At 35.6% G+C, this 21,365-nt stretch carries 27 protein-coding genes; 9 read left to right on the forward strand and 18 right to left on the reverse strand.

Annotation, left to right across the window (positions count from 1 at the left end):
* Nucleotides 1–44 precede the first annotated feature (44 nt).
* Together scpB and NSQ40_RS20665 are read right to left on the reverse strand one after the other, a co-directional pair.
* Nucleotides 45–620, reverse strand: coding sequence for an SMC-Scp complex subunit ScpB (gene scpB / locus NSQ40_RS20660; protein WP_018766084.1), 576 nt, complete (start codon nucleotides 618–620; stop codon nucleotides 45–47).
* 213 nt (nucleotides 621–833) lie between these two features.
* Nucleotides 834–1,571, reverse strand: a complete 738-nt coding sequence (locus NSQ40_RS20665) for a segregation/condensation protein A (RefSeq protein WP_003199977.1) — start codon at nucleotides 1,569–1,571, stop codon at nucleotides 834–836.
* A gap of 169 nt (nucleotides 1,572–1,740) precedes the next feature.
* Here NSQ40_RS20665 and NSQ40_RS20670 point away from each other — a divergent pair, with 169 nt between their 5' ends.
* A complete protein-coding gene (locus NSQ40_RS20670) occupies nucleotides 1,741–1,836 on the forward strand; it encodes a YjcZ family sporulation protein (RefSeq protein ID WP_018766085.1) in 96 nt (31 codons plus the stop codon).
* A gap of 246 nt (nucleotides 1,837–2,082) precedes the next feature.
* Complete coding sequence (locus NSQ40_RS20675; RefSeq protein ID WP_003199975.1) at nucleotides 2,083–2,601, forward strand: DUF309 domain-containing protein; 519 nt, start codon at nucleotides 2,083–2,085, stop codon at nucleotides 2,599–2,601.
* Between the two features lie 20 nt (nucleotides 2,602–2,621).
* Here the strand turns inward: NSQ40_RS20675 and NSQ40_RS20680 are convergent, their stop codons facing one another.
* The gene (locus tag NSQ40_RS20680; protein ID WP_006095861.1) at nucleotides 2,622–2,987 is read right to left on the reverse strand and encodes a GNAT family N-acetyltransferase; all 366 of its coding nucleotides are present in this window, start codon (nucleotides 2,985–2,987) and stop codon (nucleotides 2,622–2,624) included.
* A 585-nt stretch (nucleotides 2,988–3,572) separates the two neighbouring features.
* Nucleotides 3,573–4,010, reverse strand: coding sequence for a peptidylprolyl isomerase (locus tag NSQ40_RS20685; protein WP_003208377.1), 438 nt, complete (start codon nucleotides 4,008–4,010; stop codon nucleotides 3,573–3,575).
* A gap of 187 nt (nucleotides 4,011–4,197) precedes the next feature.
* On the opposite strand from NSQ40_RS20685, the gene NSQ40_RS20690 reads away from it, so the two are divergent.
* Nucleotides 4,198–5,064, forward strand: coding sequence for a DUF1002 domain-containing protein (locus NSQ40_RS20690; protein ID WP_006095863.1), 867 nt, complete (start codon nucleotides 4,198–4,200; stop codon nucleotides 5,062–5,064).
* A 213-nt stretch (nucleotides 5,065–5,277) separates the two neighbouring features.
* Here the strand turns inward: NSQ40_RS20690 and NSQ40_RS20695 are convergent, their stop codons facing one another.
* The 12 genes from NSQ40_RS20695 to NSQ40_RS20750 all read right to left on the reverse strand — a co-directional run bounded on the left by NSQ40_RS20695 (nucleotide 5,278) and on the right by NSQ40_RS20750 (nucleotide 14,427).
* Nucleotides 5,278–6,081 carry a Cof-type HAD-IIB family hydrolase gene (locus NSQ40_RS20695; RefSeq protein ID WP_003200008.1) on the reverse strand — a complete coding sequence of 268 codons (804 nt, stop codon included), beginning with the start codon at nucleotides 6,079–6,081 and terminating at the stop codon, nucleotides 5,278–5,280.
* Between the two features lie 97 nt (nucleotides 6,082–6,178).
* A complete protein-coding gene (locus NSQ40_RS20700) occupies nucleotides 6,179–7,651 on the reverse strand; it encodes a spore germination protein (protein WP_033796402.1) in 1,473 nt (490 codons plus the stop codon).
* Nucleotides 7,629–8,207: a stage V sporulation protein AE gene (locus tag NSQ40_RS20705; RefSeq protein WP_026008598.1), complete on the reverse strand. Its 579-nt coding sequence runs from the start codon at nucleotides 8,205–8,207 to the stop codon at nucleotides 7,629–7,631. The genes NSQ40_RS20700 and NSQ40_RS20705 overlap by 23 nt, the downstream gene beginning before the upstream one ends.
* A 5-nt stretch (nucleotides 8,208–8,212) precedes the next feature.
* Nucleotides 8,213–8,563: a stage V sporulation protein AE gene (spoVAE, locus tag NSQ40_RS20710; RefSeq protein WP_003200018.1), complete on the reverse strand. Its 351-nt coding sequence runs from the start codon at nucleotides 8,561–8,563 to the stop codon at nucleotides 8,213–8,215.
* A 3-nt stretch (nucleotides 8,564–8,566) separates the two neighbouring features.
* On the reverse strand, nucleotides 8,567–9,583 hold the full coding sequence (gene spoVAD / locus NSQ40_RS20715) for a stage V sporulation protein AD (RefSeq protein WP_098158950.1): 1,017 nt from the start codon (nucleotides 9,581–9,583) through the stop codon (nucleotides 8,567–8,569).
* A 12-nt stretch (nucleotides 9,584–9,595) separates the two neighbouring features.
* The gene (gene spoVAC, locus NSQ40_RS20720; protein ID WP_003200012.1) at nucleotides 9,596–10,054 is read right to left on the reverse strand and encodes a stage V sporulation protein AC; all 459 of its coding nucleotides are present in this window, start codon (nucleotides 10,052–10,054) and stop codon (nucleotides 9,596–9,598) included.
* Between the two features lie 11 nt (nucleotides 10,055–10,065).
* On the reverse strand, nucleotides 10,066–10,482 hold the full coding sequence (locus NSQ40_RS20725) for a stage V sporulation protein AB (protein ID WP_003200010.1): 417 nt from the start codon (nucleotides 10,480–10,482) through the stop codon (nucleotides 10,066–10,068).
* Entirely contained in the window at nucleotides 10,475–11,095 is a 621-nt protein-coding gene (locus NSQ40_RS20730; protein ID WP_016116158.1) for a stage V sporulation protein AA, read from the reverse strand. Before NSQ40_RS20730 ends, NSQ40_RS20725 begins: the two co-directional genes overlap by 8 nt.
* A 402-nt stretch (nucleotides 11,096–11,497) precedes the next feature.
* Entirely contained in the window at nucleotides 11,498–12,256 is a 759-nt protein-coding gene (gene sigF, locus NSQ40_RS20735) for an RNA polymerase sporulation sigma factor SigF (RefSeq protein ID WP_003200028.1), read from the reverse strand.
* A gap of 12 nt (nucleotides 12,257–12,268) precedes the next feature.
* Complete coding sequence (spoIIAB, locus tag NSQ40_RS20740) at nucleotides 12,269–12,709, reverse strand: anti-sigma F factor (RefSeq protein ID WP_003200026.1); 441 nt, start codon at nucleotides 12,707–12,709, stop codon at nucleotides 12,269–12,271.
* A complete protein-coding gene (spoIIAA, locus tag NSQ40_RS20745) occupies nucleotides 12,710–13,060 on the reverse strand; it encodes an anti-sigma F factor antagonist (protein ID WP_016116162.1) in 351 nt (116 codons plus the stop codon).
* A gap of 173 nt (nucleotides 13,061–13,233) precedes the next feature.
* Entirely contained in the window at nucleotides 13,234–14,427 is a 1,194-nt protein-coding gene (locus NSQ40_RS20750; RefSeq protein ID WP_018766090.1) for a D-alanyl-D-alanine carboxypeptidase family protein, read from the reverse strand.
* Between the two features lie 165 nt (nucleotides 14,428–14,592).
* Between NSQ40_RS20750 and NSQ40_RS20755 the strand changes: the two genes are divergently transcribed.
* The 4 genes from NSQ40_RS20755 to NSQ40_RS20770 are packed head-to-tail and all read left to right on the forward strand — an operon-like array spanning nucleotide 14,593 to nucleotide 17,996.
* Complete coding sequence (locus tag NSQ40_RS20755; RefSeq protein WP_003200037.1) at nucleotides 14,593–15,012, forward strand: GntR family transcriptional regulator; 420 nt, start codon at nucleotides 14,593–14,595, stop codon at nucleotides 15,010–15,012.
* A complete protein-coding gene (locus NSQ40_RS20760) occupies nucleotides 14,978–15,859 on the forward strand; it encodes an ABC transporter ATP-binding protein (protein ID WP_098715897.1) in 882 nt (293 codons plus the stop codon). The genes NSQ40_RS20755 and NSQ40_RS20760 overlap by 35 nt, the downstream gene beginning before the upstream one ends.
* Nucleotides 15,849–16,910 (forward strand): ABC transporter permease, encoded by a 1,062-nt coding sequence (locus tag NSQ40_RS20765; RefSeq protein ID WP_098715898.1) that lies wholly within the window; start codon nucleotides 15,849–15,851, stop codon nucleotides 16,908–16,910. The genes NSQ40_RS20760 and NSQ40_RS20765 overlap by 11 nt, the downstream gene beginning before the upstream one ends.
* A gap of 12 nt (nucleotides 16,911–16,922) precedes the next feature.
* Nucleotides 16,923–17,996: an ABC transporter permease subunit gene (locus NSQ40_RS20770; RefSeq protein WP_098158953.1), complete on the forward strand. Its 1,074-nt coding sequence runs from the start codon at nucleotides 16,923–16,925 to the stop codon at nucleotides 17,994–17,996.
* A gap of 25 nt (nucleotides 17,997–18,021) precedes the next feature.
* Here NSQ40_RS20770 and NSQ40_RS20775 read toward each other — a convergent pair whose 3' ends face one another.
* Both NSQ40_RS20775 and NSQ40_RS20780 read right to left on the reverse strand, forming a co-directional pair.
* Nucleotides 18,022–18,567 (reverse strand): hypothetical protein, encoded by a 546-nt coding sequence (locus tag NSQ40_RS20775; RefSeq protein WP_003208356.1) that lies wholly within the window; start codon nucleotides 18,565–18,567, stop codon nucleotides 18,022–18,024.
* Between the two features lie 109 nt (nucleotides 18,568–18,676).
* Nucleotides 18,677–19,096, reverse strand: a complete 420-nt coding sequence (locus NSQ40_RS20780) for a MarR family winged helix-turn-helix transcriptional regulator (RefSeq protein ID WP_006095879.1) — start codon at nucleotides 19,094–19,096, stop codon at nucleotides 18,677–18,679.
* 159 nt (nucleotides 19,097–19,255) lie between these two features.
* Between NSQ40_RS20780 and NSQ40_RS20785 the strand changes: the two genes are divergently transcribed.
* Nucleotides 19,256–19,918, forward strand: a complete 663-nt coding sequence (locus tag NSQ40_RS20785; protein ID WP_258248295.1) for an SIMPL domain-containing protein — start codon at nucleotides 19,256–19,258, stop codon at nucleotides 19,916–19,918.
* A 136-nt stretch (nucleotides 19,919–20,054) separates the two neighbouring features.
* Complete coding sequence (locus NSQ40_RS20790; RefSeq protein ID WP_098101646.1) at nucleotides 20,055–21,344, forward strand: NCS2 family permease; 1,290 nt, start codon at nucleotides 20,055–20,057, stop codon at nucleotides 21,342–21,344.
* Nucleotides 21,345–21,365: the final 21 nt, after the last annotated feature.

Below are 21,365 nucleotides of genomic sequence, written 5' to 3' on the forward strand. Positions count from 1 at the left end.
ACGAGTCGTATTTCATATACAAAAAAGCTTAGCAATGCGCTAAGCTACGATTTTGACAATTCCTGCAAGGAGCCAAAGAATAAGTCAGCTTCATTCATTTGTTCATTTTCTTCAGAAAGGGTTGGTAAATCATCTAATGTTTGAAGTCCAAACGTATCTAAGAACTCTTTCGTAGTACCATATAAAATAGGGCGCCCTGGTCCTTCTGCCCGGCCCGTTTCTTTTATAAGTAAGTGCGATACCAATGTTTGCAGTGCTCGATCTGTTTTCACACCACGAATTTCTTCCATTTCCGTTCTTGTAATTGGCTGGCGATAAGCAACAATCGCCAATGTTTCAAGAGCAGCCTGGGAAAGAGACGCTGCTGTTGGTGTATCCATTAATTTTTGATAATAAGGCGCATGTTCTTTTTTTGTGGCAAAGCGATACACTTTTGCAAATTGTACAATTTGCAACCCTCGCTGTACACCTTCACATTCCCTTTGCATTTCCTCGATAATCTGAATTACATCTTTCACTTCAATTTCAAGTACTTTTGCAATTTGTTCCGGATAAACTCCTTCATCACCCGCAACAAATAAAAGCCCCTCAACAATTGCCATCTGTTCTTTTCTATCCAACATACAATCTCCTTTCTCATATCTTTCCATACAAAAATATCCACAATAAAAACCGAATCACAGTATATTGCGACCGGTCCAACATTCCTTTTATCGTTCCAAACAAGATTATGCGAAACCATGATCAGCGGGGATTATTTCCACTGATCATTCGTTTTGACTAATCAAATACTTACTGCTAGTTTTCCTCACAATTTTGAAATGGGAGTTTTACTAAACTTTAGAGCGAGTCAAAAAGATTTCATCAAAATTGTGTTCTTGCTCAATAATAATTTGTTGGTTTTTCATAAGTTCGAGTATGGCTAAAAACGTTACAACCATTACTTCGCGCTCTTCATCAACGAATAAATCATAAAAACTTTGGCGTCCTTCCGCTGTTTCTAATTGCTGTAAAATATCACTCATACGTTGTTCAATCGGTATTTCTTGACGAGCAATTCGCGTTGTTACCGGACGTTTTGATTTTTTACGACGCATAAGTTTTTGAAATGCTGCTAACATATCATACAGTGTTATATCGAGAGGTAAACTTGTCTCCTCTTCTTGCTGAAATGATGTAAAATCGATTGGTGAACGTGTATAAAGTTGTGCTCTTTCTTGTTCTCTCTCTTTTAATTCAGCAGCAACTTGCTTATATTTTTTATATTCAATTAACCGCTCCATCAACTCTTGACGGGGATCATCTATAAAGTCTTCACCATTATCAGGTACATCTTCCTCTTGTTTCGGTAACAGCATTTTACTTTTAATTTGCAATAGCGTTGCAGCCATCACCAAATACTCACTTGCAACATCCAGTTGCAAGTCTTTCATCGTATGAATATAAGATAAATACTGCTCTGTAATTTCCGCTACAGGAATATTATATATATCAATTTCATAGCGATGAATTAAATGTAACAATAGATCTAAAGGCCCTTCAAAAGCCTCTACTTTAAAATTATATTGCACAAAGCATCCCACCACATTTTTTCTATAACAACATAAGTATAGAGCATACTTATGTTCTATCCAACCTTTTTCAGAAATTTAGTTGAAAATAGACACCTGCCCATGCAACAATGCCCACCTCTTCATATGATAAAAGTGTAGTAAGTTCAATGTAGGAGGTAAAAAAACTATGGGCCATATTGATTGTGGTTTTAACGGCGGTTTCGCTTTACTTGTTGTGCTCTTTATCTTATTAATCATTGTAGGCGCGGCTTGCTTCTGCTAATGCAGAATATAATAAACGGCTAGAGATTCTCTAGTCGTTTATTATTTATCCCGTTATTCGCGTGCAGTAAGATCTCACCTTAAAATTCAGTAAAAGTAAAGAAGTGAGGTATGGGGCGGGTTGCCCGTAAAAGCCCGATTGGTGAGGGCTGATAATCAGTGTAGATAAAGAAAACTCCATTGATCACATCATAGTTTCACTTTATGATAAACTGTACGTAAGACCGTTTAGACAGGAGCGAAAAGGATGTATCCTACAGCATACATACAATTTTTAATTCATTTTCATGGAGATTATGATTACTTTGAATGTCACGAAGTACTAGAAGAATATTGGAAATTGAAACCACGAGGAGAGCGAGAAAACTACTGGGTTGGTTTTATTCAAATAGCAGTTGCTTTATACCATCACAGACGCTCAAATTGGAATGGTTCAATGCGAATGATGAAAAGCGCCATTGCTATTTTAAAAAAGGAAAGTATACAAGTACACAGATTAGGTCTTGATTACCCAAAACTTTTAACTATATTACAAAAACAATTACAGTCCATTCAATCAAAAGAACCTTTTGCACCTATATTTTTTCCTTTTTCAGATTCCTCTTTAGAAAACACATGCTTACAATTATGTACAGAAAAAATGATTCCTTGGAAAGATGCTCATTCACTACCTACTGAATACATTATCCATAAACACAAATTGCGTGACAGAAATGATGTAATTGCCGAACGAAACGAGCAACTAAAAAAAAGAAAGCAGAGATGACACAAATTCCATCTCTGCTTTTATGAATGTATATTTTGTTCAATTCCCTTACACTTTTCAAAAAAACTAGCTGTTTGTTCGTTTCCACAAATTGTAATACCTTGAAACTTATTTTTTAATTCTTGTACCATCTTTGTACCAATCCCCATGTGACGATGAGATGGATTCACACTAAGATGTTGAATCTGTAATACATTTTCTTCGTTGATAACTCCAACTATCCCAACAAAATCATCATTTTGTTTCCACAAATATAGTTGCCAACTATCATTTTTATCATATTCTTTCATTGTCAATTGTAAAATTTTAACATCTTTTTCAGTCGGCATAAACGAAAGAAGCCCCATTGCAATCTTTTCATAACTTTTTTTAAAACGAATTAACATAAACCTTATCCCTTCTTACAAAAGTTACAAACCATGTATCCCCTCTACCACTATTGCTATATCATCTCCATTTTACAATATTTTCACTATAGTGAGAAGGGCTGCCAAAACAACTTGATAATCATACAAAGAGAATGTAGGAAAGTCAAATGTATAGTAATAAAAGAAATTCTCTCATTGAGAATTTACTTTTCTCAAGCTAATGAATAAACTCCATCTAACTTTTTAGCTTCTCGCATAACACATTGAACTACAAAACTTATAAACCACGAATAACGAAATAAAACTTTACTGTATCCTATGTATTTTTACAAAAATAGTTCTATCGCTAACAATTTAGTTAGCTATAATAACTTTATCATTTACTCTCTCTTATCATTTACTGCATATTGCCCACAAATTCCTGTTTATAGATTACAACTTTTCTTAATTTAAATTTTTTCTCCGATTGCCACTACAAATATGGAACAAAGCAAAATTTTATACTTACATGTTTTCAATCTTCTCTTAATATCATATAAAGCTTTTGAATGATGATTATTTAACAGTAAAAAAATAAAAAGAGAGCACTTTGCTCTCTTCAATTTATTCTTCCCAAACTTTAACTTCTTTCATTACATCGCCTTGACGCATGTTTAATACTGTTTCAATACCGCTTGTCGCTTTACCAAATACAGTATGTACACCATCTAAATGTGGTTGTGGCTCATGAACGATGAAGAATTGGCTACCACCTGTATTACGGCCAGCATGTGCCATAGAAAGTGATCCAACTACATGTCTATGCGGATTCCCTTCAGTTTCACATGGAATAGAGTAACCAGGACCGCCTGCACCTGTTCCTGTTGGGTCTCCACCTTGGCTTACGAAACCAGGAATAACGCGGTGGAATGTAACACCATTATAGAATCCTTGATCTGCTAATTTTTTGAAATTTTCAACTGTTTTCGGTGCTTCTTCTGGGAAAAATTCTAATTCAATTTTTTCACCATTCTCCATTAATATGTATCCTAAAGTTTTCATACGTATATGTCTCCTTTCAACTATCTCAGCACTATATTACCATATTCGTGCTCAGAAACAAAAAGAATCCGACAATCTGTATACTTCTTTTTTAAAATCAGCAAGAAGACGGATGACAAATTTTAAAAATATACTATAATTACTGTGTTGCCCGCAAATTTCAGAAAGAGAAAGGGAGCGATTTTTCGTGAAAACGAAACTATTAGCTTTGCTACTAGCTGTTACGGTGTTTATGATCCCAACAGCTTCATTTGCAGACGTGATTGAGGGAGAATCAATCGTTACATTAGGAGAAAATTTATCTGAACAACAAAAACAAGATCTTTTAAAAGAAATGAAAGCGCCAAAAGATGCGCAAATTATTACTGTATCTAATGCGGAAGAACATAAATTTTTAGAGGGTATTGTTCCAAAAGCACAAATTGGTACGAGAGCTATTTCCTCTTCTATAATTACGTATACAAAACCAGGATCAGGTCTTATTGTGCGAGCGAAAAACATTAATTGGGTAACAGATGCAATGTATACAAACGCACTCATCACAGCAGGTGTTAAAGATGCAGAGATCCAAATCACGGCACCATTTAAAGTATCAGGAACAGCTGCTTTAACAGGATTAATGAAGGCTTACGAAACAACATCGAAAAAAGAAATTCCTGAAGAAGTAAAAAAAGTAGCTAACGAAGAAATGGTACAAACAGCGAAACTTGGTGACAAAATTGGTGACGAAAAAGCTGTTCAACTTGTTGCGAAAGTAAAAGAAGAAATTGCTAAAGAACAGCCAAAAACAACAGAAGATTTACGTGCGCTAATTAAAAAAATTGCTGATCAACTTGGTATTACACTAACAGATGAGCAATTAGATAGCTTAGTTTCATTATTTGATAAAATGAAAAATTTAAATATTGACTGGAACCAAGTTGGTAGCCAATTAAATAAAGCGAAAGAACATGTTTCAGCATTTTTAGGATCTGAAGAAGGACAAGGCTTCCTAGATAAAGTAAAAGATTTCTTCTCTAGTATCATTGATTTTATTAAATCATTATTTAAGTAATAAAAAGCTCGTCATTGACGAGCTTTTTATTATATAAATCCAAATTAAAAAACCGACATAAAATCTTTCTTTTTAAGCATCTGGCCGTGCATAGAAGCGGTCAGATCCTCTTCCTTCCCCATACCAAGTGAAAACAAAGAGAGAAAACGAGTGCAGGTCACCTTTTGTTTTTCATAGCAGCTTATATGTGAAAAATCAAAATGGATTTATCTATTATATAAGCAACGGTAATTTCATAATCGCTTCCTCTACAGAACGAACAACATGACATGCCTTTTCCTTCACATATGGATGTGCATGATGAAGAGTAAAAGAATGCGGTGTTACTTCAAACATAGAAATGTCATTAAAAGAATCACCAATACATGCTACTTCATGCGCTTCAATTTTCAAATGCTCCATCAAACGTTTTAAAGCACTTCCTTTACTAACCCCCATTGGCATAATATCTACATATCCTTTTCCAGAAATAAAAATCTCAGCGTGCTCATGAAAAGTGTCTCTTAGCTCTTGATCCAATGTCACAATCTTTTCTGCTTCTCCATACACAAACAACTTTGCAGGATGGATTTTTTTACCAAATTCCTCCTCTAATGTTTCTATTTCAGCAATATGCACACCCATATATTCTTCAAAAACATAATGATGTTCATTTTTCTTTTTCGTATATCTCTGCTCTTTTGCACACACAATATCAGCTAGCCTTTTTTCATGTATATATCGATATATTTCCTGGGCAACTCCATCATTGAATTTCGATTCATGGAATATTTGTCCGTTTGGTAATAGCATCGTAGCACCATTTAATCCTGTCGTGTAATATGGAAATGAGAATTGCCTAACTGCATCATGAATTCGATGCGTAAAACGACCAGAAGCAAAGCAAATATTTGTCCCTTTTTCCGCTAACCAACAAAGTGCTTTTTCATCTTCCTTATGAATATTGCTTACATTATAAAAAAGTGTATCATCTAAATCACTTACAAATAATTTAATCATGCCCTCTTCCCCTTTCATACACAATGTCTACTCTAAGTGTACGAAAAAAATGTTGTGATTTTGTTAAAATACGATAAATTTCTAATAAAAAATAAGCAGGAAGATTGATTCCTGCTTATTTTTGTCTACGTATATTTTGTGGATGTACAATGCTTGGGCGTACTTTTAAACTAGACATGGCTGGGCGTAATAATATTGTTTTTAATGCCCCCCAGTCAAATGGCAAAAACGGCCATAAATATGGTGTTTGTAAACTTCTGATAGACGTTAAAAATAAAATTAACATCGTCATGCCAATTATAAATCCTATCTCATGGAACAAACCAGTTAAAATAATGACAAATAATTTTCCAAGTTTGTTTCCAAGTCCTAATTCATAACTTGGTGTTGCATATATTCCAATCATTGAAACCGCTGTATATAAAATAACTTCTGGAACAAATAACCCAACGTCAATTGCAATTTGCCCAATTAAAATCGCTGAAATTAAGCCGGTAGCTGATGATAAAGGAGTTGGTGTATGAATCGATGCCATTCGCAAAAACTCAAGTCCAATATCGGCCATAATTATTTGTAATATAATAGGGAGATGGGTCATTTTATTTGGTCCAATGAAAGCAAGCTTCTCTGGTAACAACGTTGGATCGAACACAAAAACGAGCCAAAACGGCAATAAAAACACAGAAAATATAATACCTACAAAACGAACCCATCGTAAAAATGTACCAACTGCCGGGTTTTGTCTAAACTCTTCTGCGTGCTGCACATGATGAAAATAAGTTGTTGGTGTAATCATTACACTTGGAGATGTATCAACAATAACTAATACATGCCCTTCTAATAAATGATTTGCCGCTACATCTGGTCTTTCTGTATAACGAATAAGCGGGAAAGGATTATAACCCTGCTTCACTAAAAATTCTTCAATCGTTTTGTCAGCCATTGTAATTCCATCTACTTCAATACTTTCTAGTTCTTGCTTAATGATTTTTACCAAATCTGGATTCGCAACGTCCTGAACATAGGTAATACAAATATCCGTTTGTGACCGATCCCCAACCCGGATAATTTCGTTTCGAAGGCGCGGATCGCGAATACGCCTTCTTATTAGCCCTGTATTTACAATGATATTTTCTACAAAACCATCTCTTGCCCCGCGCACTACTTTTTCTGTATCTGGTTCTGTTGGTGTTCGTCCTGGATAACTACGAACATCGATTGCAAAGGCCTCTGTTTCACCTTCCACAAAGATAATAACAAGTCCCGATAATACTTGTAGCATTACCTCATCCATCGTTTTTACTTTACTTACTTGTTGATGGATAAGGCGATTTTCTAAAAGCTTAACTGTATCTTCTTCAACATCTCTTATTTCATTTGTATCTACTGCTTCTTCCAAAATGTGAATGAGGTAATTTGTATCACACAATCCATTTACAAATAATACACCGATTTCTTTATCAAGAATTTGAAACTTACGAATCCCAACATCAAATGTGACGCCAAGCCCAACTGTTTGTTTTAAATAATTTTCATTATCACTCAAGAAGGAAGAAATCGGAATATTAACTTTCTTCTGTTTCGTCATAAAACCCACTTCTTTCTAAAATTAATTGAATTGCTTTTTTGGTAATTGGTGATCCTCGTTCCCACTCATCATTTCCACACATTTTCCCTATATCACCAATTCCAACAATTACAGGCACATTTAATGCATCTAAACAATAAATCGTATCCCCATTAATTCTCCCAATTTCACCATCAGGAAGTCCAAATTTATCAACACCGTATTCTGTTAATCTGCCTTCTCGATCTACGCTGACATCTACACGCGCCCACTCCCAATGATGTGTATTAGATGCAACAGCTAAAATGCCAAGAACATCAATTTGTTTATGCATTGCCACATATTTTAACGCTTTTTCACCTGAACCTTCTCCTATAAATCCACTATCATCAAACATGACAAATACAGGGTCATATGGCGTTTGCATAATTAGCTCCACAATCTTTTTCCCTGTCAATTTCGTCGGATTACTTTGCGATGCTGAAATACATCTTCCGCCAAACTCCTTTGTTAACAGCTCAATTGCTCGCTTTGCATATTCATCTCCATCTGTCACCAAAATAACCCTTCGTCTCATTTGATTTATCCTTTCGGTTTACATATAAGTGCTACAAAAAATGCAAATAATATCGATGCTGAAATACCTGAAGAAGTCAAACTAAACATACCCATTCCAATTCCTAAGTAACCATGTTTTTCAGCCGCCTCTAGTGCTCCATGCAAAAGGGAATGTCCAAAGCTCGTTATCGGAACAGTTGCTCCAGCACCTGCAAATTTTATGAGCTTATCATATAGTCCAAAGCTATCTAAAACCGCTCCAATTACTACAAAAGTTGCCATCAAATGTGCAGGAGTTAATTTAGCAAAATCCAATAAAAGCTGTCCTACTACACAGATAGCTCCCCCAACGATGAACGCGTATACAAAATCCACAATTCACACCCCTTTTATCCTTTCAAATACAACGCCGTGTGCAATTGTCGGAATCGTTTCTTTTTGTTGTATCATAATCGGGCTTAACAACGCTCCTGTTGCAACTACAAAAATACGCTGTAAGTTTCCTTTTTTCATTTCTTGTAGTAAATGACCGTATGTTACAACTGCCGAACAGGCACAACCGCTTCCACCTGCAAAAACCTCTTCTTGATCCTTGTTATAAATCATTAATCCGCAGTCATTATATACATTTCCTAAGTCATACCCTTCCTCAAGTAAAAGTTGCTTCGTAATTGGTGCCCCAACACCTGATAAATCCCCTGTAACGATAAGATCATAATCAGCTGCACTTCTCCCTAAATCTTCAAAGTGCTGTTGAATCGTATGGGCAGCAGCAGGTGCCATTGCTGATCCCATATCAAAAGGATCTGTAATTCCTAAATCTTGCACTTTTCCAATGGTTGCAGCCGTTATTTTAATATTGCTCTGTTCTTTACTAATTAAAGCCGTCCCTGCCCCTGTAACAGTTGAAGTTGCTGAACCAGGTCTTTGCCCCCCGTATTCTGTCGGATAACGAAACTGCCGTTCTGCAGTTGCATTATGACTACTAACCGTAGCTATCACACGATTAGCAAAGCCTCCATCAATAAAGGCCGATCCAATCGCTAGTGTCTCCATTGATGATGCACAAGCGCTGAACATTCCTAAAAAAGGAATCCCAAGCTCCCTCGCCACATAATTTGCTGTAACGGTTTGGTTTAATAAATCTCCCGCTAAAAAAAAATCAATTTGCGAAGGCTTTATATCCCCCTTTTGTATGACCTGCTGAATTGAATCATTCATCAATCTTCTTTCAGCAAGCTCCCAATTTTCTTCCTCACAATGCAAATCATCATATGAAATATCAAAACACTTTCCAAGAGGACCTTCCGCTTCTTTTGGACCGACAGCAGTACCTGTTGCATTCACAAATATATTATTTTGAAATACCCATGTTTGCTTCCCTGTCAATCTCATATCTAATCTCCTTTAAGACAACCAAAGTTTAAACGTATATCGAATTAGACCAACAATGTATGCTCCAACAACTCCAAATACAATAACACTTCCAGCAAGCTTAAACATATTTGTAGCAACTCCGAGTACAATTCCCTCACTACGGTGCTCCATTGCCGCACTTGCCATTGAATTTGCAAATCCAGTAACAGGAACTGCTGAACCAGCCCCTCCGAATTGACCGATTTTATCATATACACCAAATCCAGTTAATATGGCTGATAATAATACAAGTGTTGCTATCGTAGGATTTCCCGCATTTTGCTCATTAAAGTGAAAATAATACATATAAAATTTCATCAAGCATTCACCTACTGCACAAATCAGTCCACCTACAACAAAAGCTTTTACACAATTCATCACATAATTTGGCTTTGGATGATAATTTTTCACTTTATTTATGTAATCATCTTTTAATTTATTTTGGGCCATCTTGATACCTCCTATCTTGCAAAATAAATCCAATGAAATAAAGAGCCCATTACCTTTCCAAGTACAAGTGCAACGAGTAGAATGACAATTTTCCCATCTACGCCTACTCGTTTTGCTAATATAGGTAAAACATTCAATACCTCTGTCAAAGCCGCAGCAAGCATACCAATAAATGTTCCACAAAATAAGCCAAGTAAAACGAGCCAATACTGAGATGTTTGAAAGGTTATATCTCTTAAACTGCACCATGCTCCGGCCAAAGAACCACCAATTACGGCCCACTCAAAAAATTGAACCCGATGGCCACTCCTTGTTAACTGGGCTAAACGTGGGATTACACCAAGCACAGCTAAAAATGCCACATATCCCCCTCCAACTGCGATCCCACCAGCAAGCCCAATTACTATCACTACTCCATACTCAATCATCTGCGATTTGTTTTGCACTCTCTTTATTTTCATTGATCATGACATATTGATCGAGTGACTGTTGATACTGGAACATTTCCACTTCTAACGGACTTGGCTCTTCATTAATTCGTTTTTGAAACACATGATTAAAAAATAAGACCATCCCTAATCCCAGTCCTAAAGAATACGGAATTTGAAACAGGAGCGGTTTATAGTTGATTTCTCCCGTAATCATGTAATATAAGCGCCAGTGTACTTGCTGCATACTTACATCTTCATGAAAATAAATAATCGCAAGAGCCGCACCGACAAAAAGTAACATCCAAACCAATCCAAAGAAAATGGGGTGTACTTTCTTTTTTTCATAGACGATTTCTACAAGTGTTTGCCCAGGACCAAATAAATTAATTTGTATATGCTGCGTAGTTTGTTGAATCACTTGAATGATTTTCATCGCATCAATTACAACATGTGTTTTATCACGTTTTGTGATTTTATAGACAAGTTGCTTTTTTATTTTTTCTACTAAGCCAGAATCCCCAACTACTTGTGCAATATCTTCAATCTTCACCTCATATGAAGGGGATACTTGCAGACGATTTCGCATTTTGAGATAGATTGTTCGCTCCACTCCATTCACCTCTTTACTATTCCTCGTAGTTGTAGTATGGTTTCTGGAAAATTTTCTAATACAACTTTTTTTATAAAATGGAACTTTGCACGTTGGATTTTTAATGAATAATCACTCGGTGAATAAAGTAACTGTATTTTTTTAGAAGCGTTATTTTCATATTTTGAACTTTCAAGTGAGGTTTATTAAGGTTTCCTTTCCCCTCTATGACAAGTTTATACTTGAATTACATTCCTAATTTACATAATTATCAATAAATTACATAAATACTTCTGGGTGAATGAAATTTTTTGATTTTGGAAAGGATAACAACAGTAACATAAGATGCGATTTTTTCTTCTTCTCAATCTTATTTGAACTATCACTGGTTTCTAGTTCAAAGCAAAAAAATCGAATAGATGGCTATTCATCTATTCGATCTTTCATCTGTTTTAATATTTTCTTTTCAAGCCTTGATACTTGGACTTGTGAAATTCCAATTCGCTCTGCTACTTCTGATTGAGTTTGATCTTTATAATAGCGCAAATATACAATTAAGCGTTCACGCTCATCCAATTCTCTAATTGCCTCTTTTAAAGCGATTTTATCAAACCATTTCGTTTCTGTTTGATCCGCGATTTGATCTAGTATCGTAATGGGATCTCCATCATTTTCATAAACTGTTTCATGTATGGATGATGGTGTGCGACTCGCTTCTTGCGCAAGAACAACTTCTTCTGGTGTCAACTCAAGCGCTTCTGCTACCTCATTAATCGTTGGAGCTCTTCCATATTCTTTAGAAAGCTCATCTTTCATCTTTCGAATCTTATTTCCAGTCTCCTTTAAAGAACGACTTACTTTCACGGATCCATCATCACGCAAAAATCGCTGTATTTCTCCAATAATCATTGGAACTGCATAGGTTGAGAATTTCACGTCGAAAGACAAATCAAATTTGTCTACCGATTTCAAGAGTCCAATACAGCCAATTTGAAATAAATCATCTGGTTCATATCCTCGATTGAGGAAACGTTGCACAACTGACCATACAAGACGCATATTACTTTGGACTATTGTATCTCTTGCTTGTTGGTCTCCATCTTGACTTTTTTGAATTAACGCTTTTAACTCGTGGTCCTTTAACTGAGGTTTCTTCTTCTCATTTCTGACCTCAATGTCCATAGGCAATTCTCCTTAATTGCATAGAGCGTTACTATTTGATAAGTATTTTGTCAAATGGATTGTTGTCCCGAAAGATTCATTTGAAATAACTTCTACTTCATCCATAAAATTTTCCATGATAGTAAATCCCATTCCGGAACGCTCTAATTCAGGTTTAGTTGTAAAAAGAGGTTGCCTTGCCTCATCTAAATTAAAAATGCCAACCCCTTCATCTCGAATCGTGAGTTTCACCATTGCTTCTTCCAAAATCACTGAAATGTAAACAACACCTTCTGCATTCCCTTCATACCCATGAATAATTGCATTTGTGACTGCTTCAGACACAACTGTTTTTATCTCTGTCAATTCCTCCATCGTTGGATCCAATTGTGCAATAAAAGCAGCAACTGTGACGCGAGCGAACGATTCATTTTGACTTAATGCTGAAAATTGAAGGTTCATTTCATTTCTCATTTATGCCACCCCCAATGTCGCGAGCGCATGCGCTTCACTTTCTTCTAAGCGAATGATTTTAAACAGACCTGACATTTCAAATAAACGCTTTACAGGAGGTGAGATTGCACAAACGACCATCTCCCCTCCTAAACCTTTAACATGCTTATATCTGCCTAATATAACACCAAGACCAGAACTGTCCATAAATGTTAGTTTTTCTAAACTTAGTACAATATGATGAACGCGATGCGTCTCAATCATATCCGTTACTTTTGCTCGCAACTCTTCAGCAGTATGATGATCTAATTCACCCGCTAGCCGAACACATAAGACATCACGCTTTACTTCTAAATGCATGGAAAGACTCACACGATTTCCTCCTTATGCTTAAACTTGACTCATTTACATAAGGTTTTCGTGAACATAAAATAAGAATCCTTCCTACTGACAAAAGAAGTACTATTTCGTCATAATGTGAATCTTTCAGCAATTATTCTACCTTTTTCATGCATGAGGGTAAGAAAGTAGTAATACCTTTGCTTCTATTTCGATGTTGAAAACATCCCTAAACTTCTTTTAAATAGTTCCCACCAGCTCGCTGCAGCAACATCTTCTTTCGCTACAATCGTTTGCTTTAATAAAACATCTTTATCTTTTTTTATAACAAGTGTACCGAGTGCATCACCTTTTTTAATTGGTGCTTTTACTTTCTTTTCAGCGATAACTTCCTGTTTTACCTTGTCCATATTCTCGCCTTTTTTCATCAGAAGAGATACGTTATCCGATGAAACTAAATCTACCTTTTCTTTCTTCCCTTTTCCTACTTTTACTGTTTGAATTTTTTCACCACGTTTATACAATTTTTTCGTTGTATATTGTCCAAATGCATAATCAAGGAGCTTTGTTACCTGGTTGTTACGTTCTTTTGATGTTGGCGCTCCCATGACAACAGAAATGACACGCATGCCATTTTTTTCAGCTGATGCTGTTAAACAATATTTTGCTTCTGTTGTAAAACCTGTTTTCACCCCATCCACCCCAGGATAAAAACGAACTAATTTATTCGTATTCACAAGCCAAAACTTTTTCTCTGTATTTTCACGTAAGTAATCTTCATACTTTCCTGTATATTTTCGAATGAGTGGATATTTCATCAACTCTTTCGCCATAATTGACATATCATATGCTGTTGAATAATGGTCTTTCGCTGGAAGACCCGTTGGATTTTGGAAATGTGTATTTTTCAATCCTAAATCCTTTGCTTTTTTATTCATCATGTTTACAAAGCCTTCTTCTGAACCAGCGATATGCTCAGCAACCGCAACAGATGCATCATTTCCCGATGCAATTGCAATCCCTTTTAGCATTTCATTCACTGTCATCTCTTCACCCGGCTCAAGAAAGATTTGTGAACCACCCATTGAAGCTGCATGTTCACTTGCTCTGACTTTATCCTCTAGTTTTAGTTTTCCCTTTTCAACTTGTTCCATGATAAGCAACATTGTCATAATCTTTGTCATACTAGCAGGCGGCAGTTTTTCATTTGGACTTTTCTCAAATAAGACTTTACCTGTATCTTGCTCAATAACAATTGCTGACGATGCTTCCTCCGCTAACTTCGGTGTCTTTTCTACTTCTGTTTTCTCAGACTGCGCTTTCTCAGATTGTGCAAAGCCAACTGAAACACTAGAAAATAGCAACATGAAACAAACAAGTATTCCAAAAACTCGCTTCATGACTAACCCTCCATTCTATATCAAACCTATTTTTTCCAAATAATATGTTTTTATACCATATTTTTCTATAAATTTGTGTTGACAAACAAACCTATCATATATATTGTATTAAGTGTATTACATCTAGTAGTACACTTAAATTTCATCAGGAAGGAGACATTGCTCTTGCACATTCAACTTGATCCAAGAAGCAGCACTCCGATATGGGAACAAATTGTTCAAAGTATAAAAGAACTCGTACTAAAAAGCATGTTAGCACCAAACGATAAACTACCATCTGTACGTGAACTTGCTTCACTTCTTGTCATTAATCCGAATACAGTAAGCAAAGCGTACCAAGAATTGGAACGACAAGGAATTATTGAAACACTGCGAGGAAAAGGTACATTTGTCTCTCAATCGATTACACCGACATGGGATGAAAGGAAAATTGCTATGGTCCAAAAACAATTTCACCAACTATTACTAGAAGCTTCTTATCTTGGAATTACGAAAGAAAAAATTCACGACTGGATAGACTCATACTATAAAGAACTGGGAGGGAATACAGATGTTGAAAGTGACGAACATCAAAAAAACAATTGATAACCAAGTCATTTTAGACAATATTTCTTTCACATTACAAAAAGGAAGTATTGTTGGATTACTCGGAAGGAACGGTGCGGGAAAAACCACTTTACTTCGGACGCTTGTTGGGATTTTAGATCCGGATGACGGAATTGTTACATATGATGATATGGATGTTCATAAACATCCAGAAATTAAGCAGAAGGTAGCTTATGTACCGGATTCTACGAACATCTTGAACGGGTATACGGTGAAAGAAATCATCAAATTTTATAAAGCAGTCTATACAGCATTTGATGCAGATTATTTCTATCGACTGTTAGAACGATTCAATTTACCAAACAAACGAATTCGTAGCTATTCAAAAGGGATGAAAGCATTGCTCGCTATCATTTTAGCTTTTTCAGCTAAAGTAGAATACATCATTTTAGATGAACCGACAAACGGACTAGATCCTATTGTAAAAAGACAAATCTTACAATTTCTCGTTGAAGAAGTGGCAGAAAAAGAAATTACAATTTTCATCTCTACCCATCATTTAGACGAAGTTGAAAAAATTGCTGATACAATTATCATTTTAAAAAATCATACAATCGCTTCTGTCACAGCACTAGATGACACAAAGTCATGCTATGCAAAAATCCAAGTTGCTTATGAACGTTCTCTACCTCAAAAACTAGAAAACTTAAGCAATATTAAAATATTAAACCAAACTGGAAAAGTATATACGATTTTAATCGAAGGAAACGTAGCTGCTACACTCGAAAAATTCCATAAAGAACAGCCACTGCTCATTGAGGAATTAACAATGTCACTTGAAGATGTATTCGTTACGACACTTGAGGGGGATGTTTATGTTTCATAAAGCGTTATGGATGCGGAATTGGAAGCTTGGAAAATATGTAGTGTTCATATTCTTTATAAGCACTCTTTACTTTCTTCCCTATGAGTACCATCAAGCTGCTCAAGAACAACAACAACTCTTTTCTCATCCAGAACTTTTGGAAGACGGAAAATTTTATTATGACTATTCTTTTTATTCTTCTGATATCTTTTGGTTAGCGATTGTTATCATTGCTCTAGCATGCCTCTTAATTGGATGGGAACGGAGTAGCCAGTCTGGAAATATACTTATGGCAATGCCATTTAAACGACGTGATATTTTTCTTTCAAAGTGGCTTTTCGGTACATTTTTTATTGTAGGATCCTTTCTCATAAATTGGGTTCTTATGTATTTCATTTATAAATCAACAATTCATTTTGAATATCAATCATTTGGTCCATTCCATCGATACTTTCTTTATGCCATTGTTTCTTATGTGGCAATCTATACCGCTTCTTTATGTATTGGGACATTTACCGGAAGTATCATTTCACAAAGTTTCTTTAGCATTACTTTTTGCGTAATCGGTATGGGATTCTTTTCACTTTTAATTTTCTTCTTCACAACTCATGTAGATGCGATAGATAAAAAGATTTATATGAACTACGAATCACTTTACACAATTGGTAAAAAAACAGACATTTCAGTTCCTATCATGCATTTTTCTATTAATTACAGTTATCATCCTAAATCCCAGCCAACCGATGATAACGAAAGAATTCCACAAGGGCCTGCTTATCATAGTTACTATTCCGCTAAAGCAATCCTTGTTCCACTCTTCTACACAATTTGTTGCTTATTTCTTGGTGTGTTTCTTTATACAAGATCACCGAACGAAAATAATAAGAAAATCTTTCTTTTTCAAAAATATCGTTCACTCTGGATATGGAGTGCAACGTTGTATTTTGCATTAATTGGGGGACAAATGCTAAACCATTTTGATTTGTTATTTAGTTACTATGTTGGTTTCTTTTTAGTTGGAACTATCACCTATTTTATATTATCACGACTTACAAACTATAAAGCCTTTTAAAGGAGAGATCCTATGTTTCAAAAAGCACTATGGCTACGCACATATCAACAAAGCAAATATATAATTTGGTTATTTTGGCTAGTAAGTTTCTTCGTACTATCATATAAATATTATTTAGCAGCAGCAGAACAACTAAACTATTTTCATGAGAATAATAAATGGAAATATATATTTCATTATCATTATAATCTTTCACTAATCGATCCCCTTATTATTCAAGGGAGTGTAATTATCGCTTTAGCTTGCGCCCTCATCGGATGGGAACGCCAAAATCAATCAAGTGATTTTCTATGGTCTATGCCATTTAAGCGTATACATCTATTTTTAACAAAATGGCTTTTTGGTGTGTGCAATATTATAGCAGTTGTCATAATTAACTGGGGGCTTTTTGCCATTATGAAAAAGACAACTTTTCATAATAAATATCAATTATTTTCACCTTTTCATACTTATTTTCTCTATATGCTTCTCATACTAATTGCTATTTACACACTTGCATTATGTATCGGCACAGTTGCTGGTAATGTTGTTTCGCAAGGATTTCTTACTATTGCAATACTAGGTTTACCTTTTGTACTTCCTGCTCTTATTGTGGTATGTATTACTATGCACACAGGTGAAAATCCTACTTCAAAGAATGAAATTTCGGATTCATATACAAACATACTAGAAATGGCAAGTATTCTTGGACCTGCACAAGGGTTTCATATTAAATTTGATTATGATCCACAGCGTGCTTATACCGATGGTGATGGAGTGCGCCATAATGAACCAAACTTTACTCACATTCCTTCAGCAAAGACGCTCATTGGTCCAATTGCAAACATCCTGATTTTATTATCTTTAAGTACGTACTTATATGCTAGATCTCCAAATGAACAAAATGGGAAATTTCTATTGTATCCAAAGCTTAAAAAATCGTTTATGATATGTTCCGTTATCTTGATTGGACTGTTCGGAGGAGTATTAGCAGGAAGTGGTGGGTCTCTGTTTAACTACTATGGTGGATTTTTTGGAGCCGGTATTGTTAGCTACTTCCTTTTATCACGTTTATTAAGATGGAAGTTTTCTTGGAATTTCAAATAACAAATAACCTCCTCACCCGAGGAGGTTATTTCACATTCTCTCTTCTTTTCCCATACTCCTTCTCTTCTTTCATTCCAAATCCATCGCCATTCTCTATCATTTGATCTGTCGGAGCTATAATACTTTCAGCAACTTTCCAATCTCCTTGTTCCTGCACAAACACTTGAAGAAAATAATTCATTCCATTTAATTGATATGGATTTTCTTTTTTCACTTCATAACGAACAGCAACGTAATACACTTGAACATTTTTATTTTCAAATTTAGAGACATATTGAGATAACCTCGGGATGTAATGCGAAGCCTTTTCAAGTGAAAGTTGTTTTACTTTTACGAGAGAAGAATTTGTGACATTGCGCAGTGTATCTTGTTCACGAATATTATTACTATGGTGAAAAAGAATAGTATTCTGCATAGAACGAACCCATAATTTCGAATATAAAACGGGCTGATCACTCGCAATATAGTGCAGTTCTTTTTGAACAACTTGGATTGGTGTTTTTGCATAAATTAATGTGCTAGAGCATATAAAACTTCCAATAATAATTACGAATGAAACGATGTATTTCATTATTTTCCCTCCAATACTTTTTACTTAAAGTATTGGAGTTTCAAAATATTTTTATTCAAAAGAAAAAGGATAGGAAAGCACTTTGCCCCCCTACCCTCATTTATTGTAATTATAGTACGCGACCAAATAGTTCTAATACCATCTCAATCTCTTGATCGCTCCACCCTTTAAATTTTTCTTTATAGTATTCTTTACGTACAGCTTCAAGTTCTTGTGTAACTTCTTTTCCATGTTCTGTAATCTCCAAATACACAATACGACGGTCTGAATCAGAACGTTTTCTTGTTACAAAACCTTTTCTAACTAAACGATCTGTTACTGCTGTAATATGACTGGATGTTACGTTCACTTCACTAGCTATTTGCGAAGCCATTTGTGGGCTTTTCAAAAATAATGCACGCAATACAGAAAATTCATTATATGGCATATGCTCTGAAAAACGTGTATTAATATCATTTTGTAATAAACGTATCATCTTTCGAAATGATGTAGATAAATCTAAAATCAGTGCTTCTCTTTTTTCGCTCACTAGCCTCGACCCTTTTTTATCATATTTACACATATTATAATCTATAAATACCTACATTGTATATGCTTTCTTTCCTTTTGATTCTCAATTATGTAACTTTTTACATACAATTTTCTCTCTCTTTTGTTCATATACATATAGAAAGGATGGTGAGCAAAAATGCAAGTTGGCATGAATCCCTATTCACCCGATATCCGCAATGGAAAACAAGCAACTATTACTGTACAAGGAGAAGGAGTTATAAAAGCGAAACCAAATGTCGTTGTATTAACAATTGGTATTAGAACAGATAATAAAGATGTGAAACAAGCACAGGAGGAAAATGCAATCCAATCTAAACAATTACTTGCTGCACTTAAACAAATCAGTATCGCTGATAAGGATATAGAAACCATTTCCTATACAATTACTCCTCAATATGAATACGTAAACGAAAAAGCATTGTTACAAGGGTACCGAGTAGAACATTTGTATGAAATTACCGTTTTAAATGTACAAAAAGCTGGGGAAGTATATGATATAGCCGTTACAAATGGAGCAAATGTAGCAAGAGGATTACGCTTCCGCATTTCCCATCCAAACGCTTACTATCAACAAGCACTATTACAAGCAGTCCAGCACGCTCAAGAAAAAGCTCGTACAATTGCGATTTCGTATAATTTAAATATTAATCCCGTCCCACTTTCACTCGTTGAAGAATCAGCACAAACACCGCGTGAATTTATGTCTCAAGCTACTTTACACGCACAAGCTGCTCCTCCAATTCAATCTGGAGAACTAGAAATCATCTCTAATGTCCGTGCCATTTTCACATATTTATAGCACCAGTTACCTTTTAAGTAAACGTTCTCATTTTATTTATTGTAAAAAGATTATGTTCTGATATAATAAAGGACGGTGAGCTCTTTACAAAAGAGATATCACGGGTGGGAGAGGGATATGAAAAAGAAGGTTTAACATGAAAGGAATACTTGAAAGAACATTTAAATTAGACCTACACCATACATCACCAAAGCAAGAAATATTAGCTGGGGCAACATCATTTTTCACAATTGTTTATATTATGATTGTCAATGCTTCCATTTTATCAGATGCCGGCATTCCACTTGAAGCAGGAATTTTGGCAACTGTTTTTAGTTCATTTGTCGGATGTCTAATGATGGCATTTTGGGCAAATGCACCTGCTATTCTTGTACCAGGTATGGGTGTAAATGCATTCTTCACGTACACAGCTGTGCATACGCTTGGATTAAGTTGGCAAGAAGCATTAGCAGCTGTCTTTATCGCCGGTATTATTTTTGCAATCGCCGCGTTTACACCGATTGCTCGTACGCTTTCATTATCAATTCCAAAGTCATTAAAAGAAGCGATTACTGTCGGCATCGGTTTATTCTTAGCTTTCATTGGTTTGCAAAAAGGCGGTCTTGTCGTTTCGCATCCGAACACTGCTGTTGCATTAGGAAAATTAAGTAGTCCTGTTGTTTTGGCAACACTGCTTACTCTTATTGTGGCACTTGTGTTATTTATTCGTAACGTACGTGGGAACTTTTTATGGACGATTGCAATTGGAACCGGTATTGCATGGCTATTTGGTCTTGTTGATACAAGCCAAGTAGGAAATAGCTCATTTTCATTCGCTAACTACGGGGATGTGTTTGGTGCTATGTCATTTGGGAAACTTTCTTCCTTACCGTTTTGGATTGCAACATTTTCCTTAAGCATGGTGCTTATTTTTGAGAACATGGGACTTTTACACGGATTATTAGAAGATGACCGTAAATTTCCACGTGCTTATCAAGCAAATGCAATTTCAGCAATGACATGTGGTCTATTTGGCACAAGTCCTACCGTTTCAACAGTAGAAAGTGCCGCAGGTATTACAGCAGGCGGTAAAACAGGTCTGACGTCTATCATTACAGGGATGTTATTCTTTGCATCACTGTTTGCTCTTCCGTTTGTAAAATTAATTCCTGATAGTGCCATTGCACCAATCTTAATTATTATTGGCGGTCTAATGATTACAAACATTCAGGCAATCCCTCTAAACGACTTTTCAGAAGGATTTCCAGCGTTCTTAATTATCGTTATGATTCCGCTCACATATAGTATCGCTGATGGCATTGCGTTCGGATTTATTGCTTATCCTATTTTGAAGATTGCTCTTGGAAAGCATAAAGAAGTCGCACCGTCTATGTATATCATTACATGCCTATTCTTAGCCATGTTTGTGTTACATGCTATTGGCTAGAAAAAACGCCGGGGAATCCCC

Origin of the sequence: Bacillus sp. FSL K6-6038 (genome assembly GCF_038050455.1) — a bacterium.
GTDB lineage: Bacteria > Bacillota > Bacilli > Bacillales > Bacillaceae_G > Bacillus_A > Bacillus_A pseudomycoides.

Bases quoted from the DNA above. Each gene is read 5' to 3' on its own strand.
- NSQ40_RS20790 (WP_098101646.1), top strand. From the start codon at position 20,055: ATGAAAGGAATACTTGAAAGAACATTTAAATTAGACCTACACCATACA.
- sigF (WP_003200028.1), bottom strand. From the start codon at position 12,256: ATGGACATTGAGGTCAGAAATGAGAAGAAGAAACCTCAGTTAAAGGAC.
- NSQ40_RS20695 (WP_003200008.1), bottom strand. From the start codon at position 6,081: ATGAAAGGGGAAGAGGGCATGATTAAATTATTTGTAAGTGATTTAGAT.
- spoIIAB (WP_003200026.1), bottom strand. From the start codon at position 12,709: ATGAGAAATGAAATGAACCTTCAATTTTCAGCATTAAGTCAAAATGAA.
- NSQ40_RS20750 (WP_018766090.1), bottom strand. From the start codon at position 14,427: ATGAAGCGAGTTTTTGGAATACTTGTTTGTTTCATGTTGCTATTTTCT.
- NSQ40_RS20785 (WP_258248295.1), top strand. From the start codon at position 19,256: ATGCAAGTTGGCATGAATCCCTATTCACCCGATATCCGCAATGGAAAA.
- NSQ40_RS20680 (WP_006095861.1), bottom strand. From the start codon at position 2,987: ATGTTAATTCGTTTTAAAAAAAGTTATGAAAAGATTGCAATGGGGCTT.
- NSQ40_RS20760 (WP_098715897.1), top strand. From the start codon at position 14,978: ATGTTGAAAGTGACGAACATCAAAAAAACAATTGATAACCAAGTCATT.
- NSQ40_RS20725 (WP_003200010.1), bottom strand. From the start codon at position 10,482: ATGATTGAGTATGGAGTAGTGATAGTAATTGGGCTTGCTGGTGGGATC.
- NSQ40_RS20700 (WP_033796402.1), bottom strand. From the start codon at position 7,651: ATGACGAAACAGAAGAAAGTTAATATTCCGATTTCTTCCTTCTTGAGT.
- NSQ40_RS20775 (WP_003208356.1), bottom strand. From the start codon at position 18,567: ATGAAATACATCGTTTCATTCGTAATTATTATTGGAAGTTTTATATGC.
- NSQ40_RS20685 (WP_003208377.1), bottom strand. From the start codon at position 4,010: ATGAAAACTTTAGGATACATATTAATGGAGAATGGTGAAAAAATTGAA.
- spoVAD (WP_098158950.1), bottom strand. From the start codon at position 9,583: ATGAGATTGACAGGGAAGCAAACATGGGTATTTCAAAATAATATATTT.
- NSQ40_RS20675 (WP_003199975.1), top strand. From the start codon at position 2,083: ATGTATCCTACAGCATACATACAATTTTTAATTCATTTTCATGGAGAT.
- NSQ40_RS20705 (WP_026008598.1), bottom strand. From the start codon at position 8,207: ATGAGACGAAGGGTTATTTTGGTGACAGATGGAGATGAATATGCAAAG.
- NSQ40_RS20770 (WP_098158953.1), top strand. From the start codon at position 16,923: ATGTTTCAAAAAGCACTATGGCTACGCACATATCAACAAAGCAAATAT.
- NSQ40_RS20765 (WP_098715898.1), top strand. From the start codon at position 15,849: ATGTTTCATAAAGCGTTATGGATGCGGAATTGGAAGCTTGGAAAATAT.
- spoVAC (WP_003200012.1), bottom strand. From the start codon at position 10,054: ATGGCCCAAAATAAATTAAAAGATGATTACATAAATAAAGTGAAAAAT.
- NSQ40_RS20670 (WP_018766085.1), top strand. From the start codon at position 1,741: ATGGGCCATATTGATTGTGGTTTTAACGGCGGTTTCGCTTTACTTGTT.